This window comes from Gilvimarinus japonicus (assembly GCF_042847215.1).
Classification (GTDB): domain Bacteria; phylum Pseudomonadota; class Gammaproteobacteria; order Pseudomonadales; family Cellvibrionaceae; genus Gilvimarinus; species Gilvimarinus japonicus.
This window is the reverse complement of record NZ_AP031500.1, coordinates 1,858,097-1,874,491: the sequence shown is the minus strand read 5'-3', so window position 1 is coordinate 1,874,491 and position 16,395 is coordinate 1,858,097. Positions and strand designations below refer to the sequence as shown.

General features: G+C 50.4%; 22 protein-coding genes. 6 read left to right on the top strand and 16 right to left on the bottom strand.

Translation table 11 applies throughout. The features are described 5' to 3' along the window. Positions 1-345: a c-type cytochrome gene (locus tag ACGHAD_RS08010; RefSeq protein WP_382415821.1), complete on the bottom strand. Its 345-nt coding sequence runs from the start codon at positions 343-345 to the stop codon at positions 1-3. Positions 346-455: 110 nt separating this feature from the next. Here ACGHAD_RS08010 and yciH point away from each other — a divergent pair, with 110 nt between their 5' ends. Together yciH and ACGHAD_RS08000 are read left to right on the top strand one after the other, a co-directional pair. Further along, a complete protein-coding gene (gene yciH / locus ACGHAD_RS08005) occupies positions 456-779 on the top strand; it encodes a stress response translation initiation inhibitor YciH (RefSeq protein WP_382415823.1) in 324 nt (107 codons plus the stop codon). A gap of 88 nt (positions 780-867) precedes the next feature. Beyond that, positions 868-1,404: an energy transducer TonB gene (locus ACGHAD_RS08000; protein ID WP_339615441.1), complete on the top strand. Its 537-nt coding sequence runs from the start codon at positions 868-870 to the stop codon at positions 1,402-1,404. A 79-nt stretch (positions 1,405-1,483) separates the two neighbouring features. Here the strand turns inward: ACGHAD_RS08000 and ACGHAD_RS07995 are convergent, their stop codons facing one another. The 7 genes from ACGHAD_RS07995 to ACGHAD_RS07965 all read right to left on the bottom strand — a co-directional run bounded on the left by ACGHAD_RS07995 (position 1,484) and on the right by ACGHAD_RS07965 (position 5,785). Beyond that, the gene (locus ACGHAD_RS07995) at positions 1,484-2,431 is read right to left on the bottom strand and encodes an acetyl-CoA carboxylase carboxyltransferase subunit alpha (protein ID WP_382415825.1); all 948 of its coding nucleotides are present in this window, start codon (positions 2,429-2,431) and stop codon (positions 1,484-1,486) included. Between the two features lie 345 nt (positions 2,432-2,776). After that, entirely contained in the window at positions 2,777-3,586 is an 810-nt protein-coding gene (locus ACGHAD_RS07990) for a DUF4198 domain-containing protein (protein ID WP_382415827.1), read from the bottom strand. A 46-nt stretch (positions 3,587-3,632) separates the two neighbouring features. Continuing rightward, entirely contained in the window at positions 3,633-4,100 is a 468-nt protein-coding gene (locus ACGHAD_RS07985) for a DUF2271 domain-containing protein (protein ID WP_339615444.1), read from the bottom strand. A 39-nt stretch (positions 4,101-4,139) separates the two neighbouring features. Beyond that, positions 4,140-4,817, bottom strand: coding sequence for a PepSY-associated TM helix domain-containing protein (locus tag ACGHAD_RS07980; protein ID WP_382415829.1), 678 nt, complete (start codon positions 4,815-4,817; stop codon positions 4,140-4,142). 88 nt (positions 4,818-4,905) lie between these two features. Then, positions 4,906-5,229, bottom strand: a complete 324-nt coding sequence (locus ACGHAD_RS07975) for a TfoX/Sxy family protein (protein ID WP_339615446.1) — start codon at positions 5,227-5,229, stop codon at positions 4,906-4,908. Between the two features lie 15 nt (positions 5,230-5,244). Beyond that, entirely contained in the window at positions 5,245-5,448 is a 204-nt protein-coding gene (locus ACGHAD_RS07970; protein ID WP_339615447.1) for a hypothetical protein, read from the bottom strand. Between the two features lie 109 nt (positions 5,449-5,557). Further along, a complete protein-coding gene (locus ACGHAD_RS07965) occupies positions 5,558-5,785 on the bottom strand; it encodes a hypothetical protein (protein ID WP_382415832.1) in 228 nt (75 codons plus the stop codon). A 123-nt stretch (positions 5,786-5,908) separates the two neighbouring features. Between ACGHAD_RS07965 and ACGHAD_RS07960 the strand changes: the two genes are divergently transcribed. The 3 genes from ACGHAD_RS07960 to ACGHAD_RS07950 are packed head-to-tail and all read left to right on the top strand — an operon-like array spanning position 5,909 to position 7,928. After that, positions 5,909-7,093, top strand: coding sequence for an NnrS family protein (locus ACGHAD_RS07960; protein ID WP_382415834.1), 1,185 nt, complete (start codon positions 5,909-5,911; stop codon positions 7,091-7,093). A gap of 35 nt (positions 7,094-7,128) precedes the next feature. After that, on the top strand, positions 7,129-7,566 hold the full coding sequence (locus ACGHAD_RS07955) for an Rrf2 family transcriptional regulator (RefSeq protein WP_339615450.1): 438 nt from the start codon (positions 7,129-7,131) through the stop codon (positions 7,564-7,566). Continuing rightward, positions 7,563-7,928 (top strand): SirB2 family protein, encoded by a 366-nt coding sequence (locus ACGHAD_RS07950; RefSeq protein ID WP_339615451.1) that lies wholly within the window; start codon positions 7,563-7,565, stop codon positions 7,926-7,928. The genes ACGHAD_RS07955 and ACGHAD_RS07950 overlap by 4 nt, the downstream gene beginning before the upstream one ends. A 61-nt stretch (positions 7,929-7,989) precedes the next feature. Here the strand turns inward: ACGHAD_RS07950 and ACGHAD_RS07945 are convergent, their stop codons facing one another. After that, on the bottom strand, positions 7,990-9,177 hold the full coding sequence (locus ACGHAD_RS07945; RefSeq protein WP_382415836.1) for a hypothetical protein: 1,188 nt from the start codon (positions 9,175-9,177) through the stop codon (positions 7,990-7,992). 844 nt (positions 9,178-10,021) lie between these two features. Here ACGHAD_RS07945 and ACGHAD_RS07940 point away from each other — a divergent pair. Beyond that, a complete protein-coding gene (locus tag ACGHAD_RS07940; protein WP_382415838.1) occupies positions 10,022-10,441 on the top strand; it encodes a hypothetical protein in 420 nt (139 codons plus the stop codon). On the opposite strand, the gene ACGHAD_RS07935 is transcribed toward ACGHAD_RS07940, so the two are convergent. The 7 genes from ACGHAD_RS07935 to ACGHAD_RS07905 are packed head-to-tail and all read right to left on the bottom strand — an operon-like array spanning position 10,442 to position 16,386. Beyond that, a complete protein-coding gene (locus tag ACGHAD_RS07935) occupies positions 10,442-11,446 on the bottom strand; it encodes a hypothetical protein (RefSeq protein ID WP_382415840.1) in 1,005 nt (334 codons plus the stop codon). Continuing rightward, the gene (locus tag ACGHAD_RS07930) at positions 11,439-12,155 is read right to left on the bottom strand and encodes a hypothetical protein (RefSeq protein ID WP_382415842.1); all 717 of its coding nucleotides are present in this window, start codon (positions 12,153-12,155) and stop codon (positions 11,439-11,441) included. The genes ACGHAD_RS07935 and ACGHAD_RS07930 overlap by 8 nt, the downstream gene beginning before the upstream one ends. Further along, positions 12,152-12,706, bottom strand: coding sequence for a hypothetical protein (locus ACGHAD_RS07925; RefSeq protein ID WP_382415844.1), 555 nt, complete (start codon positions 12,704-12,706; stop codon positions 12,152-12,154). Before ACGHAD_RS07925 ends, ACGHAD_RS07930 begins: the two co-directional genes overlap by 4 nt. Continuing rightward, positions 12,703-13,647 (bottom strand): hypothetical protein, encoded by a 945-nt coding sequence (locus ACGHAD_RS07920; RefSeq protein WP_382415846.1) that lies wholly within the window; start codon positions 13,645-13,647, stop codon positions 12,703-12,705. Before ACGHAD_RS07920 ends, ACGHAD_RS07925 begins: the two co-directional genes overlap by 4 nt. Then, positions 13,644-14,150: a hypothetical protein gene (locus ACGHAD_RS07915; RefSeq protein ID WP_382415848.1), complete on the bottom strand. Its 507-nt coding sequence runs from the start codon at positions 14,148-14,150 to the stop codon at positions 13,644-13,646. The genes ACGHAD_RS07920 and ACGHAD_RS07915 overlap by 4 nt, the downstream gene beginning before the upstream one ends. Before the next feature lie 5 nt (positions 14,151-14,155). After that, entirely contained in the window at positions 14,156-15,616 is a 1,461-nt protein-coding gene (locus ACGHAD_RS07910) for a hypothetical protein (protein ID WP_382415850.1), read from the bottom strand. After that, entirely contained in the window at positions 15,613-16,386 is a 774-nt protein-coding gene (locus tag ACGHAD_RS07905; protein WP_382415852.1) for a phage tail protein, read from the bottom strand. The genes ACGHAD_RS07910 and ACGHAD_RS07905 overlap by 4 nt, the downstream gene beginning before the upstream one ends. Positions 16,387-16,395: the final 9 nt, after the last annotated feature.

The window sequence follows — 16,395 nt, the reverse complement described above, 5'->3', positions numbered from 1 at the left end:
CTACTCCCCCTGGGCGGCAAAATAAGCCGCCAGATGCTGCATGTCGGTATCCGATAAACTCGCCACCATGGCATTCATCATCGGGTTCTCACGACGACCCGCTTTAAAATCGCGTAATTGCGTCAATAAATACGCGCGATCTTGGCCGGCCAGAGTGGGGTAACTCGCCACCCGAGAGACACCGCCCGGTCCGTGGCAACTCATGCACACCCGCGCCTTGCGCTCACCCAGCGCCACCGGATCAACAACCTCAGGCTTATTATTGGCTCCTTGCGGCTTATCGCATGCGGTTAACGAGGTCATCAATATCAGTGCGAGCAGCACACGAGTAAAAGCAGTTGTCATAGGCGAGCACTTATCCAATAAAATCTTGAGGCGCATTCTAGCGTCTGTGCCGGCCGAGCGCACGTCGGTTATACTGCCAGTTCCGTGAACCCGAGCAGGAGGAAAAGCGTGTGAGCAAAAACAGTCGACTTGTGTACTCTACCGACGGCGGCCGTGTAAGCGAGAAGCCCCAAAACACCGAAGCCCCCACCGGCGACGGCATCGTGCGCATCCAGCGCTCGAGCAAAGGCCGCGGCGGCAAAACCGTCAGCGTTATTACCGGGGTGCCATTGGTGGGCGATGAACTAAAAAGCCTAACCAAAAAGCTAAAGCAAGTGTGCGGCACGGGCGGCGCCGTCAAAGAAGGTAACATCGAGATCCAGGGCGACCATCGCGACACCCTTAAGGCGACGCTAGAAAAACTCGACTACACGGTGAAGCTGGCCGGCGGCTGAGTCGCCGAACCACATTAGCTGGCGTAGTTATTGCTTTAAGCCTACCGGAGTTCTCAAACTGACAATTTCCTGACGGTGAGGCAAACCCGTGGACAGCACGATCACATACCAAATTATTGACACCGCATTAAAAGTCGCGATTGGCGGCATTGTGGCGCTTGCCAGCGCCTGGTGGTGGAGTCGCCGGCAAATGGTCATCGGCCCGCGCAGCTTGCGCGAACAAAAACGGCTGGACGTCTTTGAAGACATCTCGGCATTCGTCGGTGAGGTAACCCATATGTTCAGCAAATACGCCTCACTCGCGGCCGAATCCGTTGAGTTTGGCGAACGCTGGCCCGCCGAGCGCAAACAGGAGTTAACCCGCATCACCGAAGAGTTGGTGGAATCGTTTGGCAAGATGTCAGCCGCCGAGGCAAAACTGCTAATTTTGGGCGAGAAGAATTTAGAGCGCAGCCTAAAAATATACGCGGGGCAAATCGTCGCGTTTCGCCGTCAGGTATACAACGGCCGTAAAGACATCACCACCGATCAGATTAACGCGCTAAAGCAAGGGGTACTGCAAGCACGTGAAAGCTTTTACGACATGCTAAGCCGCAAGTACGACCAAACGCTGGCAGGCGCCTAACCTCCAAGCATGTAGCTTAAGCACCAGCCATAAAAAAACCGCCCGATACGGCGGTTTTTTTATGGCTAAGTAATAGCGCTTAATTGCCGTAGCTCATTAAACGCTCATAGCGCTTTTCCAGTAACTCTTCAGTGGGTATTTCATTCAGCTGCTCTAGCTGCTCGCTTAAACGCTGGCGCAGCGTATCAGCCATAGCGTCGATATTGCGATGTGCACCACCGAGCGGCTCAGGGATTGTCTCGTCGACAATGCCTAATTCTTCGAGCACGGTTGAAGTCACCCCCATTGCTTCCGCAGCCAAAGGCGCTTTGTCGACTGTTTTCCAAATGATGTTGGCGCAACCTTCGGGTGAGATTACAAAGTAAGTTGAGTATTGCAGCATGTTTAAGTGATCGCCCACGCCAATGGCTAAGGCGCCACCGGATGACCCTTCACCAATAACCGTACAAATAATCGGGGTTTTTAAACGTGACATCACCGCTAAGTTTTGCGCAATAGCCTCACTGATGCCCCGCTCTTCTGAGTCAATACCTGGGTAGGCCCCAGGAGTATCGATCAAGGTTAAAATGGGCAATTTAAAGCGCTCAGCCATTTCCATTAAACGCAGCGCTTTGCGGTAGCCCTCGGGCTTGGGCATGCCGAAATTACGCTGTACTTTCTCGCTAACGCTACGGCCTTTTTCTTCACCGATTACCATCACCGGCTGACCATTTAACCGGGCTACGCCACCGATAATTGCGTCGTCGTCACCAAAGTGGCGGTCGCCATGCAACTCGTCCCAATCGGTAAAAATACGCTTAATGTAATCCGAGGTATAGGGGCGCTGTGGGTGGCGTGCCACCTGTACCACCTGCCATGAGGAAAGATTGGAGTATATGCTCTCGGTCAGTTTGGTGCTCTTTTCTTTGAGCTTACTGATCTCTTCGTTGATGTTGAGGTCGTTGTCATTGCCGACCAATTGTAGCTCCTCGATCTTACCTTCGAGGACGGCGATAGGCTGCTCAAAATCCAGATAATTCAGGTTCATAGTCACAGTAAACGTATAGGGGAACCCGGTTGAACCCAGGCACCCGCAAAATTAATTAGGGTTTAACAGACTCTTGAAAAATGCCGACAGGGCCCGCGATGCAACGCAAAATCCACGAAAACAGGGCTTTTACCCCCTACAAATGTGCATTTTTAGCTGAATATAAACACCGCTTTGGCCTCGCGACTCGTCTCTCTAGAGCCTACTAGGTGTGCCTAAGATACGCGAAAGCGGCCCGTTCGTCGACCTTTACAAAAGCCACCCGGCTATGCTTAACGGGCAAAGTTTATCCCAGACACAAAAAAGGCGACCGCGAGGTCGCCTTAGCTACACCCAGCGAAAGCGTTACGGCTTAAGCACTTCGACTGTCAAAGAATAGCTGTAGTAGCGCTTGGCGATTTCGCTGCCCTCGGGCATTTCAACCTGAGTGCCAACCTCCAACAAATAACGGCCGGGCACACTCCAGTTAACTTCGGCGGCGCCTTTGCCATCCAAGGTGTAGGCAACTGTGCCTTCTTCATCGCGGTAGCGAGTACCGTCCGGGGTCACCTCTACCGTTAAGCCTTTAGCCGGCTTACCGTTTAAGTTAAACACAAAGCGCGATGGCTCATCCGCATACAGTGTATTGGGGTGAGCGCCGCCCACCAACTCAATGCCCTGGTCGCTGGTGCCAAAGTTTTTGCTCGGCGCCCCCAAGGTAATGTAAGTCTCCAGCAAGCTGACAGACTCAGAAAACTTTACGTCGGTAGCATTCGCCGGAATCTTCGCCTTCAGCTCATCCAAAGCACCGCGCCCACGGCTTGGCTTTTCTTCGCCCGGTACTTGGTACGATGAAAAGTACATCGGCTTACCGCCTGACACGACACGGTAGGTGCCCTCTTTGTCGATATCGACATCAAACACTGAGCGGCGCTTGCGCAACACCGGGTTAATGGGTGCGTGCACGTTACCGGTCGGGTCGATAATCTCAACACCGTCCGCCGGCATGCCTTTGTCGACATAAAACAAGTTGTTAGAGGCGGTAAAATCAACGCTCACCTGTTCGGCATCACTCAAGCTAAAATCGGTCGGCAACAACCAACGTTTGTGGGCATCGGCCACCAGCGGCCACCCCATTACTGATACGGCTAACGCAACCATCATCTGCTTTTTCATACGTACTCCCTTAATCTAATATTTAGGTTGTTCGGCGCTACATTCATTATTTGGCAATGTTTGCGACAATAAGGCCAAGCTCTTTTGAGCCTTGTTTTTCAACTTTACCGCTGCGATTTGCCGGTAATGGCAAGCGTAAATGCTCGCGGCCGCCCACTTCGCGCACCGCCTCAACATTTAGGGTTAACTCGCCCTCGGGTAAGTCACCCTCCCAGCTAACGGTATAGGTACCGGGCTTTTTGGTCGCCCCCGAGACACCATCAATAGGCAGCTCAGTGTGCGCGCCACCACGGCGCCACCAGCTGCGCATATCCCGCCACCACTTTTCCTTCTCGACCCAAACCGCCACATGCTCAACGATTTGGCGGCTGTCATCGCTGATCCATACCGCTACATAAGGTCGGTGGTACTCAGCGGTGTCCATCTCGGGAATGGCCAGCTCTACCGTTAACGTCTCGGCCTGGGCAAAACTTGCTGTCGCCATTAACGCCGCGACCCCTACCAACTTGCGCATATACGCTCCTTAAAAAGTTACGCCCGAAGCAGCCAACCACTAAGGGACAAACACAACATAAATAACCATAGGTACCAACAACCCCAGCCCCACCAGTGGCCAGGTGCTGTTGCGCTTAGGTGCATAGAGCACCAGCAGCAACAGCCCAGTAATGGACATAAACACGCCTAGAATTGCCGAGACATCGATAAACAGTGACCACGCTGCGCCACTGTGCCGCCCCTTGTGCAAATCATTAATTAACGAGACAGAGCCGTCAGAGGTAGATTCAAACATCAGCTCGCCCAGCTCGACGTCATACACCACAGAGGCCACCCCACCCGGGCGGGGATAATCAAAAAACCACTCCACCTCATCGCGATCAATCTGACGCGGCACACCTAGGCCAAACTCTTTGTCAATCACGCCCAACAGCAATTGCAGTTGTTCGGTCTCTGTGGTGCTTAACCAATCTGCGTGAGAACTCTCCGGCAAGGTCACAACGCGGCTAACAGTCTTTCGGTCTGCTTTAAACCAGTCCGGGTGGTTAAGGGTGACGCCGGTAATCGAAAAAAACAGCAGTGCAACTAAACCAATGGCCGAACTCGTCCAGTGAAGGGTCCGACTCCAGCGTGCCCACTGGCTTTTTTTGTTGGATTTTTTCTCAGCGGCTTTCTTGCTTGCGCTGCGCTTTGGATTATGTGCCCGTTTATGTTCGGGCACCGATGCCACACTCACTCTTACCGCCCTAATGATATCCGCAAAGGCGCTAATGATAATAATTATTATTTTATTTAGCAAGCGCTACTGGCGCGCTCAAAAAGATTTAAAATTTTGCTCGCAACGCCGCCGAGTAAGCCCAGCGAGCCCACTGCAATGCCTCATCCGGGTCATCGAAGATGGCCTCCGGCGCTTGACGATAAGATAGCCGCACCGCTCTGGTACCCTTTTGGTAACTAAATGCTTCACAGTCCAGCTCATCAAACCAGCGCGCGGTTTGCTCATCCGCCTTCAGATAAAGGGTGTCGTCCGCCACCAGCGCAAACATAAGCCCGTCGTGATACACACCAAAACCACCAAACATCCTGCGCGTGGTAATCACGCCAAAGGGCGCAAACACCTCGTGCAAAAACTCGACAAACTCGCTCATAATCCGCCTAAACCACTACTGAGCTTGCTCAAGCTGTTTGCGACGCGCCTGTTCGGCCTCTTTTAACGTGTTCTCGACGTCTTTAGCCTGCTCGAGTGCTTTGGCCTGACTATCGGTATAAGCTTCAAATGCACCTTTCTTTTCCGCTGCGGTACCATTGTCACTTTGCCCGCAAGCGCTCAAACCCAGCACCAAACCAGCTATCACCCACTTGCTCATAATGCACTCCTATCGAATAACGCGACCCCACTCAGGTCACTTGTTTAACCTCACTAGTGGCAATCATAAACGATCAACGCACGTAACGGGCAACATAGCCTGTCGCGAGTTAGTCCACCGGACGCCCCATTTGCTTAAGTGCCGCCAAACGCAACACATAACCCAACTTAAACACCGCCGGAAACAAAATTAGCGCGATGTGTCCCGCCACCGTGACCGACAAAGGCAACACTAATGCCTCGGGCGCACCATACAGTAAATACACAATCACCAATGAAACCGCGCCACAAACCGCCATACTGCCATGAGCTGCGCGCAACAGAAGATCCGGTGCCATACTAACCTCCTCACGTTAATGTAACAGGACAAAATAAAGATGCATTTAATATACATCTATTTTATAGTACATTAATAGAACACCTTAAAGTGTGTTTTTTAAACAAACTCCAAAAGGCGCCCCATGACATTAACTACTCGCCTGAAAACGCTATTGGCCTATCCATTCCGGCTGTTCTTTTTACTGGCGGCACTGTACGCGGTGGCAATACTCATTGGCTGGCTAGGCTTTTTACTTGGCGGATGGCCGCTACCGATCGGGTTTAGTCCGTTTAAGTGGCACAGTCACGAAATGCTGTACGGATTTGTCGGCGCGGCTATCGCAGGTTTTTTACTGACCGCCATCACCAACTGGACCGGGTGCCCGCCGCTGCGCGGCAAGGGACTCGCCCTGCTGGCAGCGGTTTGGCTGGTTGGCCGCGTCGCGTTCTGGAACTTACATCTGCTGCCGCCAACGTTGGTGGCACTGCTCGACCTTGCCTTCTGGGCCTTAATGCTGGCGTACGTAATGCGCGTGCTGATTGTCAGCCGCAACCTGCGCAATGTACCTATCGCCGGCGTTTTACTGCTGCTAAGCGCCGGCAACGGTTTAATGCACTGGGGCTTTATTACCGGCAATACCGGCTTGCTAAGACTGGGGCAAAGTTGGGGGCTGGATTTGGTCATGCTGTTAATGGCAATTATTGGTGGGCGCATTATCCCGGCGTTTAGCCGCAACTGGTTGGTTAAGCACGGCACTGGCGGTCAAACGATACAACAGCATCCTCGGCTAGATCAGGCTGGGCTCTTGGTCATTTTGCTCTTAATCATCACCAGCACCGCGGGGCTCAACAACGCGATTATTAGCGCGGTCGCCTTCACCGCTGCGGTGCTGCATACGGCTCGGCTTTATCTGTGGCGGGGCTGGCGCTGTACCCGCGAGCCTCTGCTGTGGGTGCTACACGTGGGCTACTTATGGCTAGTGCTCAGCCTTTGGCTGCGGGCGGCGACACCCTGGCTGGAGCTTCCCGCCAGCCTATGGCAACACACCCTCACGGTCGGCGGCATGGGCACCTTGATTCTTGCGGTGATGACCCGTGTCAGCCTGGGCCATACCGGTCGGCCGATGACCCTGCCCCGCGGCGGTGTCTGGATCTATGTGAGCATCAGTGGCGCCACCTTTCTGCGCCTGCTGGTCGCGGCCGGAATATTGCCCTTTAGTCTGGGCTTAACCGCAACCGCCAGTTTATGGGTTATCGCCTTTGGGCTATTTGTACTGCTCTACACACCCATATTAACAGCCCCTAGGCTCGACGGACGGCCCGGGTAACCGGCGCCCCCTACCACCCAACAAAAAGGTAACGCATGAGAATCACCCGCTATACCGACTACGCCCTGCGGGTTTTAATGTACTTAGCAGTGTGCGATCAACGAGCCACCATCGCCGATATCGCGGCGCGCTACGATATATCCAAAAACCACCTTATGAAGGTAGTGCAACAGCTCAACCAGCTAGGCTACCTTGACGCCACCCGAGGCAAAAACGGCGGCTTGCAGTTAAGCCGCCCAGCCGGCGAAATAAACCTGGGCGCGCTGGTGCGCGACACCGAACAAGATTTTGCCATAGTAGAGTGCTTTAACAGCGCTACCGATACCTGTACTCTAACCCCTGTGTGCCGCTTAAAAGGCATTTTTGCCGAGGCATTGGCGGCCTTTATAGCGGTACTAGACAACTACACCCTGGCCGACTTAACACCCAATAAAAAACACCACATCCAACTACTTAGGTTGCTAAATTTATGAGCTACATGGCCCTCAAACACTCCCACCTGATGTTCGTTGTACTCTCCATCGGATTATTTGCCTTGCGTTTTTTCGCCCGCGAAGCCGGCGCTCGCTTTATTCACGCTAAGTTTTTTAAAATCGCGCCTCACGTTATCGACACTTGCCTACTCCTCAGCGGCTTTGCCTTAATGTTTACCGTCGGCTACTCACTCTGGCCCATCAACTGGCTCAGCGTTAAATTACTGCTGGTTATCGCCTATATTGTCACCGGGGTTATTGCCATGAAATCCGTTAGCAAAGCTAAACGACGGGCGGCTGGTGCACTGGCCTTTGTGTGGATTTTGGGGATTTTACATTTGGCCATGAGCAAAGCGTTCTAAGCAAACTGGGATATAAAAAAGGCCCCAGGGTAACAACACCACTGGGGCCAAGAGGGTAAGACTATTCGCCAATGGCAATCGTGCTAATTAACTCTCTTGCCACCTTACGAGCCAACTCCAACTTAACCTCGTTCGAGGTGCTCCAACTCTGATTACAACTACCGCCACTCACATCGGGGCCTAATAGCTTATCGGCGTAGGTAAATTCCGGCACCTCCACACTCCGGCCGTAGCGAGCCTCGCGAGCGCTATAGCGATTTTGGGACCGCACAAAGTTTTCGACTTCAGCGGCGTTTGACACATAGTGACGCTGCCCCAACTCTACCGATACAGACTGCACCCCAGAGCTAAATTCATTGAGACTATGCTCACCGATCCAGGCAATCTCACCAGTTTTCACATGCACAAGTTTGGCATTCAAACTTGCCTCAATTACCGCACAGCTGATCTGATGCTTACTGGGCGAGCCTGTAAACTCATCCGCTATACCTGGATTATTGCGCACAAATGCTCGTATTTGATCGTCATGGCGCAAGTCCAGCATTAACTTCTTTTGTTTTTCCGTATCAAAAATATTGATCTGTAAGATGTAATCCGAGCGAATTTCTCCATCTTGCGCCGCACGGATAACTTCGGAAATATCTGTTAGCTCTTTTTCATCACCATTGCGGCTACGCCCTGCTGACGACATCTGCATTTGCGAACGAATGTCCCGCACTTGCTCAGCGTATCGTGTTGCCGACAAATCACCGCGATCAAATTTAGCTTTCAGCTCTTCTAGTACAGGTTTTACATCGGGCGAAACTGAGGAGCGCAAGCAGTCATAATTACTTAAATCGCAACGAGACTCATCGCGCAGCTCACGCAACTTTGCCTCAAACTTTGAACGACTCAACATCCGAAAGCCATTGCGCATTAACTCTTTTTCGATCTGCTGTTCCGCTTCATTAAAAAAGTCTTTAGTTTTAAAATCTTGGTTGTTAGTTTGCGAATCAGACTGATCTTCAAACAAACTTGCCGGCACGTTAATCACAACCGAACTGTTAGCGCTAACCGCATGAGAGCTTAGCTGCACAACATTATCGGCCAACTGACTATCGTCAAACACTTTAAGCTCCGCCTCGACAAAGCTATCCTCTGCCAACGGCACGCTAGGCATCGTCAAAGGCGCCGCCAATTTTGGCTGACTTGCACAGCCGTACATCAAAACAGAAGCTACTACCACAGCCAAGGGTGAACCTTTAATCATACTTTTCCCCAAAAATACTCTTGATTAGAACAGCTTATAAAAATTGCGTAATTTGTCGCCAACCACTACCAACCTGGCACAAACAGCTCGAGATGGTATTGCGTCACACATTTTTTCACTACCCTTAACATTGGGGGTGCACAGATTGCTCAGCCGAACCAAGTGCGCCACTGGCTAGCCAAATCACAGGCACAACAAACCAGCCCTGGAGATACCCTAGAGAACTAAACAGATAACCTGACAATCAAAGCCATACCGGCAGACAGCCGGAGGCAGACCGATTTAACGGATAAGTACGCAGAATTAAAGGCGAGTAACAACACGGAAACCGGCTCAATCTTGGCCGATCTTGCGAAGTGCTGGCGCAGCAGAGAAAACAACAAATGATAAAAGAAAATGGTGCCCGGAGCCGGAATTGAACCGGCACGATCATTTAAGATCGGCAGATTTTAAGTCTTATCAATGGGCGCAAGTTGCGCCCCGTAGTGTAGAATTAGCGCTATATATCAGTAAGTTACGGCCCGTTGATCTGAGTAAGTGAGCGTTGCCGTATACAGTTTGTATACACTTTTTTCGTTTCGCCGTGCGTTTTCGGGAATCTTTCGGAAAGCTAAGCGGGGCGCGGGTTTGAAGCCAATAAAACGTATGTGCCTAGTCTTCACACATGCACAAATGTATTCAATTGCTGAAACTGCCACATGCCCTGCGCCCCGCTACACAGGGCGCCCGAGCCAAATAGCGCATTCATTGACGCAAAAAAACGTCCAAACTCGGCAGGTGGGGAGGAGTGATTTTTCTTCTCGCTTTGGTTGTTGGAAATTTTTTTCTGTTATAGGCTAGCTGTATGAATATTAAACAGGTTGGATTGTTAGCGCTGGTTAGCGCCTGTGCTGCGGCGTGGGGGGCTGATAGCTTGGTGGCGGTGCCTTACCGGCTGATTGGGGTTGCGCCGGCTACAGTGAACGGTCAGGCCGGCCAGCGCGTCACTTTGGGCACCGGGCGTGAGGGTGAAACCTGCTACTTGCTGCTGAACGACAAAAGCGCCCAGGGCGGGCGCATCGAGAACATCAACGGGTTAAGCCGTGACCAGGGCTTTAGGTGCGTACGAGACGGTGTTGCCTTTGATCTAGCCGCGACCGGGGGAAGCTATTTTCGTGGGGATATACGCACAGGCTCAACAATCACCCTTCAAGCCCGATTGCTCGCCAAGTCCGGGCAAGTGTTAGACGTTTATACCTCGCAGCCGGTTCGCATCTCGTTTTAATTACTCTGCCACCAGATCAACTTTACTTTTCAGTGCGTCGGCTTCTGTTGCTTTAGCCGTAAACTGCGAGGCAGTGGAAGTGGGCGCGCCTACGCTTGGGTGGACGTGGTTTGCGACCTTGGTTGCCAAGTCTTTAACAATACCTGTGAGATCGGCCAGTGCCTTAACCACGTTTACGTTGTCATCACCTATGTAAACTTTTCCATCCGTTTTGACGTTTAAACGAATTGCCGACGCTGCCAGTGTTTCTACTTTTTCGCACTCAGTTATCATTGCTTTTTTTGTAACAGCCTTGATATCTTCCTCAGCGTAGGTTTGTTTCCCGCCGGCAAGGTATTCGTGTAAGTTTCCCCCAGAAACTAAACTTATGTGACCGACTGATACGATTCTAAAAAAACCACCGCTTAGCAGTTTAACCGCCGCCATCGCTTCGATAAGTTTAAGACCACCGACATTCTCTTTACTGTGCCCTGAAAGCTCTGACGTTAATGATTGCGCACGCTGAATAATATCGGCTGCGTCAAGCGTATAGTCGTGACAGGTATCGGTTACGTCACCAAACGTCGTGCGTGATTTATCGCCATTGGCGCGGGTATGCTCAAAAATTCCGGGGGCGGTTTGTTGACGATCGTCACCCACAGCGACTTCTGGCATCGAGGCATCGGTACTTAAAACAGTGCGGATAAAGGGTCGCTGGGGTGAGCCGTAAGCAAAGGCAACCTCTACCAAGCAACCGGGTTGGGGGAAACCAAAGCCCCCTCGCTCCATACCCACTGACAATACCGGTAAAGCCAAGTCATTAAAGACCGGCAAAGCGCTATCAGGTTTACCATTCTCTTTTAACACCTGAATGTTTACCGCATAGCGGGGGCGGTAGTTATCCGTTACCCCACCATCGTTTGGCGCGTCGCTAATAGACAACACACGGGCAAAACGCGGCAAGTGATACCCGCCTCTAATTTCTGGATATAAGTTACCAATAATTCGTTTTATTTGCTCAATCACGCTGTGCTCTCCAAGGGTTATCCGACCAAGTAATATTCATATAGCTACCCGCCAGTTGCACTTGGGACACAATCAAGCGTTTACCGTCTTGCACTAAGTGTGCCCCCGGCCTGAGTAACGGAATCGCCGGGACTTTAGCCTGGTTAACATACCCGTGGTCAGTCAGAGCTTGCGCCCCCAACTCTACCGGCTTATTGCTCCAGTAACTATCCGACCACGGCCCGACAAAAACACGCCCGTCGCCTTGGGCTTGCCACATAAACTTTTCAAAGCCAAAAATCCGGCCGATAGAGTCCATAACATGGTAACCGCCACCCCAAGAATAAAAGTAAGGCGCTAAATAAACGTTTGCTTTTTCTGGAATAACGAACTTCAGCGCCGTTAACTCTGACAGTATTTTTAATACTTTAAGCAAAGAAACATGTCGTAAATTAAACGGTGTAATGCGATCAAGAACACCCGTTAACTCGCGGCACATCAATCGCTGGACATTAACGTTTGTTGTCATGCTGTTTTCGACATAACCGATAAAATACCGGTGCAACCGCTGTGGGTCGTAACCCATTGAAAGCTCAACAACGCCAGACAAAGTCACTGGTGAAACAACAGAAAACACCGATCGTCCGGGTCGCGACAAATTAAGCGTCACCATATCATCGACTATCTGACACTCAACACCATTAACCTTTAAACGTTTGGTTAACTTCACTGTGCGCCCTCTGCGTTACTTTCGTCTAAGTAACTCTCCAATTTATCGAGCGCCGCCTTCCAATAAGACGGTGATAACTTCACCTCTTGGCTTTGGCTTTCGATTTCACCACCGCTTACCGTTGCACCTGCTGCAACCTGCGGGGGCGCATCGCCGGTCGTCATCCTCTGTTCTTTTTTCTCAGGAACGCTATAGTATTCATGTAAAACAAAGCTAATATCCCATGCGCGCACACTCTCTTTCTCACTAACGGTGAACACCTCGCCAAACTGCACTTGTCGAATCTTCATTGCATTGCCTGTGTTATCTTGCAAATCGTAGACGACTAATGCGCCGGCGGCGTCGGTTGCCTCTGCCACTGCCAGCAACCTCTCAAGAACCACAGGCTCATTCATCGGTATTTGCAGCGATACAAACAGCATCTTAGGCTTAATGCCTTTGTGCGCCCGGCTCGAACCACTGGTTTGTCCTCCAAGAGGATCAGAATCATAAGGCATTTGCCCGCGAACTTTTAAGCTGTACTCGGGAACCTTATACTCGTTTAAATTCACAGCCCGAATGCCTCTTTAAGCGCGTCCAATTCACCAGGAGCGCCGGCCAGCAACAAACCCGCGCTATACACATCAGAGTGATCAAAGTCATTAGCATTTATCAGCGCATCGGCGCATAACTTGGGCGACTGAGCCTTTGAATAAAAGTACTGACCGCCGCCCCCAGGCGCTGCATTTATTAGCTCATCCTGGGCTTGCTCTATCGACTCTAAATAAGCTCGCTTTCTTGCGATTAAACCTTGAAGCTCCACCCTTTCTTCGTTCTCGACCATCGACCCATCAAGCATAGCCATTTGGGCTCCCGAAATTGCCCGAGTGTTTCTTAACGCTTGCATTTTTTCAGAGCTTACGTTAACCCACTGTGGGTTAGTAACCGGCTCTGATAACTTAACGCTATCCAAATCATAGCTCGCCATGCGCAGTGACAAACGCTTAATCATAGCCAGCTCGGGAAATGGGAATACTGCGCTAAAACTATCAACCAAGCTTGCCAAATCGATCAACGTTGCACTGCTAAAAACAACCGAAATGACCTCCGTATCACCGCTTGGGCAAAGCCGGTCTTTATCGTCACGCAGTTTATTTGCCATAGCATCGATAACATTTTTTGCCGACAAAGTTTTGTGAATCCCATTACCGTAACCTACACCCTCTTGCCAAGGGTGAATAAACGCGACCCTAGCATCGCCCTTAAAATACTGTAACCACGCATTATAAAATTCTATCCAATCAGAAAACCCAAGGGCATGACGAACTGGTTCAATAGGTCGCCAACCCCGGATCAATGTGCCATTAAACGGCCAATTAATTTCCATATTAGAGAAACGCGACTCGGCAAACTCAATCGTTTGCATCAGATCAAGACGAGTTACATAAGACGGGAAATCATCCTTGCCACTCAGCCCACCTAAACTAATCGACACCGGCTGAAACCCCATCACACCACCACCACGCCTTGAATTCCGTTGAATTTTAAATGCTCATCGGGCTGCCGGTACTGGTTAACTAACTCTGCGTTTGTTTCCCATAAGCCAGAGACCGGAAACTTAACCGTAGCCGTAAACACCCCCTCAAACACTTGAGCGCGCGCAAAAATAACGCGGCCAGTGTCTTTTCGAACTATCGGCATAGTAAAGGGACGGTCGGAATCAGGCACATCGATGGCACCGGTAAAAACTACCTCTTGACCTTCGGACGCCTCAAAATAAGTCAACTCCTCTGAAACATAATCAGGGCCGGAAATGCTAGATATAGTTAGTTCGGGACGCGGGTCAAACACAAACTCTGGTTCAGGAATATAGGTCTCAATGTCCATATCCCCCACATAAACCGCCACAACTCGACCGGCCACCGTAGTCAATGACGTATCCGAAAATAACGTCGGATCATCTGGGTAAACCAACATCGCGCCATCGCGCACCACATCAAAAATAACGGTTTTCATTTAATTTACTCCGGCAATCCAAGGTGATCGCATACGCTGTTAAGCCATTCGTCAAAATCTTTTCGTCTAACAAAAAAACTACCAACCAACAGTGTATTTTTTATACTTGACTCCTGCTGAGATATTTGCGATGCAGAAATAAATACAAAATCACCCACTGAATGTATTTTAATGGGTTCTGGAAAAGCTCGATAACCAGATGAAGATACGCTTTCTAACGTCAATTCAGATTGATTAGGGTAATAGGGGTTAGCCTGATCAGAACCTGAAAAAGGATTTCCATATATTTTAAAAACATCTTCACTAGCATCAGCTAATGCCCCACCTGTTGATGGCTTTGCGCCAGAATCAATCATCCATAACTCTTCAGATTCTGACGATTCTCGGCGTCTATCAAGTTTAAAAAACTTATTCCCATCATTTGGAATTTCAAACTGTGAGGCTGTGTTACCCCGGCTTATAGTTGACAACCTTCCTTCAAATGAAAATCGCCACGGGTGATAAACGCTCATAATTTGCCCAAGCTTTACCTTGCCGTCCTCAGTAATATACTGCGTGGGAAACCCTAGCGGCGTAACACCGTCAGAAAAGCAAACAAAATCAGAAGATAAAACCTCGGAGCCACTAAAAGAAGCAGAAACATTATTAGGCTGCGATACTGTTTCCCCTCCATTTTGTTTGCTGGTACCTAAAAATAGAAAATTTCCGTCATCCATCACATCAAAAAAAGCTCTAGATAGATCTACCGTACCATCTTCCGCATAAGGCAAAGAATGGTCGTTCCTCAATCTAATACTCTTGTTAAAGCTTCCGCCGGGCCAATAATCACCAGAGCCAAATTCATAGCCCGTGGTCTCTGATACCGTCACGCTCGCGCCCGTCGCCTTATCTAACTCAACAACATAAATAGTTCCCATGCTGGCTGCCGATGATGACGTCATAGCGTAGAGCAAATTTCCGTTACGGCTCATTGAAAACCCGAGGAATATATTTCTAACAGCGAAATCAACACTCCATACCTGCGCCCCAGTAGAGTTATATCGAGCAAACGCAACCTTAATATCTTTATTATCAGATGAATTTACAGGGACTTCGTAATAATCGCCGTCAAACGTATCAATCGCAGCCGACACCGTACCCGTCATGTTTGAAATATCGCCGTTGGGCTCACCGCTGGTAAAAGTGTTAGCGTCAATCACCTGGTAGGTATGCGTTCCATTAAAAACATCTTCATTCGCCCCCGAAACCCAAAGGGTACCGGTCGACCCCAAAGGCAACCCGTGTGCGGTAGCGCTAAAAGTAATTGTGCCGCCTGCGGCGTTGGCGGATAAAACATTAATCAAGCTGGGGGCCGGCATATGGTTGCCAGCCAGGCGCGCGCAATGACCCGCGTTACGCGGCATGGACGGCAACCCACCATCGCCGCTAGTACTTTTTCCGCCAAAAAAAATATCTACAGGATTCATAGTGGTAACTGCCCCTTAACGCCAGTGCGTGAAATTATCCAAGTATTTAAATGCGTCGAGTAACGATACTGGTGTTGGTACTGTCCGCCGTTGTCCACCACATCTTGATCTTGTCCCATAATCGTTTTACCGTTGCGGCGTACATACACCGGCGCCACCGAATAATCGGCCTCACTCACACCCAGCGTTACCACCGTTTTGCCATCGGGGTTAGGGGGCAACTTTAGCTCCATAGGCCCCGCCAAATTATCGGGTATCAGGTGATCACAATTAACCGCCGTATAACCATCAGGTGCCCACTTCCACACGCGCTGAAACGTTTGGCTAAAATCCGTTTGCCAAGCCTCGGCCGGTACGGTAATACCCATTGTGTTTTGCGCGTCGTTAAACTGAAGGATAACGTTTCGAGTTAAGCTATCACCCTGAATGTTCCCCACTGTTTTTGTTTTTGATACCGGGAAAAGCTCCGATACAAAAAACACGCTATCGTCTGAATAAACCAGCCCCAGCCAGTTAAATTCAAAATCTCCAATGGTAGTGTCCAGCACCAAGCTGTACACCACCTTGTTATGCACGATATAACCGGCAGCGTGAATGGGCGCCTCGTGCACAATGTATTGCGCCGCGGGCAAACCCTGTGAGCGGTTAACCGCTTGCGTGTGATCTAGCCCTGGTATATACGCCAGCACAAACCGGTCAAGGCTCAAAGCGGTGTTATTGGCTTTGGCCTGCGCTATTAACGACTCCCCATTTAGCGTAATTGCTTGCATTATTTACCC

Excerpts from the sequence above, each read along its gene's own strand:
- ACGHAD_RS08010 (WP_382415821.1), bottom strand. The coding sequence starts at position 345 with ATGACAACTGCTTTTACTCGTGTGCTGCTCGCACTGATATTGATGACC.
- ACGHAD_RS07995 (WP_382415825.1), bottom strand. The coding sequence starts at position 2,431 with ATGAACCTGAATTATCTGGATTTTGAGCAGCCTATCGCCGTCCTCGAA.
- ACGHAD_RS07990 (WP_382415827.1), bottom strand. The coding sequence starts at position 3,586 with ATGAAAAAGCAGATGATGGTTGCGTTAGCCGTATCAGTAATGGGGTGG.
- ACGHAD_RS07985 (WP_339615444.1), bottom strand. The coding sequence starts at position 4,100 with ATGCGCAAGTTGGTAGGGGTCGCGGCGTTAATGGCGACAGCAAGTTTT.
- ACGHAD_RS07975 (WP_339615446.1), bottom strand. The coding sequence starts at position 5,229 with ATGAGCGAGTTTGTCGAGTTTTTGCACGAGGTGTTTGCGCCCTTTGGC.
- ACGHAD_RS07970 (WP_339615447.1), bottom strand. The coding sequence starts at position 5,448 with ATGAGCAAGTGGGTGATAGCTGGTTTGGTGCTGGGTTTGAGCGCTTGC.
- ACGHAD_RS07965 (WP_382415832.1), bottom strand. The coding sequence starts at position 5,785 with ATGGCACCGGATCTTCTGTTGCGCGCAGCTCATGGCAGTATGGCGGTT.
- ACGHAD_RS07960 (WP_382415834.1), top strand. The coding sequence starts at position 5,909 with ATGACATTAACTACTCGCCTGAAAACGCTATTGGCCTATCCATTCCGG.
- ACGHAD_RS07955 (WP_339615450.1), top strand. The coding sequence starts at position 7,129 with ATGAGAATCACCCGCTATACCGACTACGCCCTGCGGGTTTTAATGTAC.
- ACGHAD_RS07950 (WP_339615451.1), top strand. The coding sequence starts at position 7,563 with ATGAGCTACATGGCCCTCAAACACTCCCACCTGATGTTCGTTGTACTC.
- ACGHAD_RS07945 (WP_382415836.1), bottom strand. The coding sequence starts at position 9,177 with ATGATTAAAGGTTCACCCTTGGCTGTGGTAGTAGCTTCTGTTTTGATG.
- ACGHAD_RS07940 (WP_382415838.1), top strand. The coding sequence starts at position 10,022 with ATGAATATTAAACAGGTTGGATTGTTAGCGCTGGTTAGCGCCTGTGCT.
- ACGHAD_RS07915 (WP_382415848.1), bottom strand. The coding sequence starts at position 14,150 with ATGAAAACCGTTATTTTTGATGTGGTGCGCGATGGCGCGATGTTGGTT.
- ACGHAD_RS07910 (WP_382415850.1), bottom strand. The coding sequence starts at position 15,616 with ATGAATCCTGTAGATATTTTTTTTGGCGGAAAAAGTACTAGCGGCGAT.
- ACGHAD_RS07905 (WP_382415852.1), bottom strand. The coding sequence starts at position 16,386 with ATGCAAGCAATTACGCTAAATGGGGAGTCGTTAATAGCGCAGGCCAAA.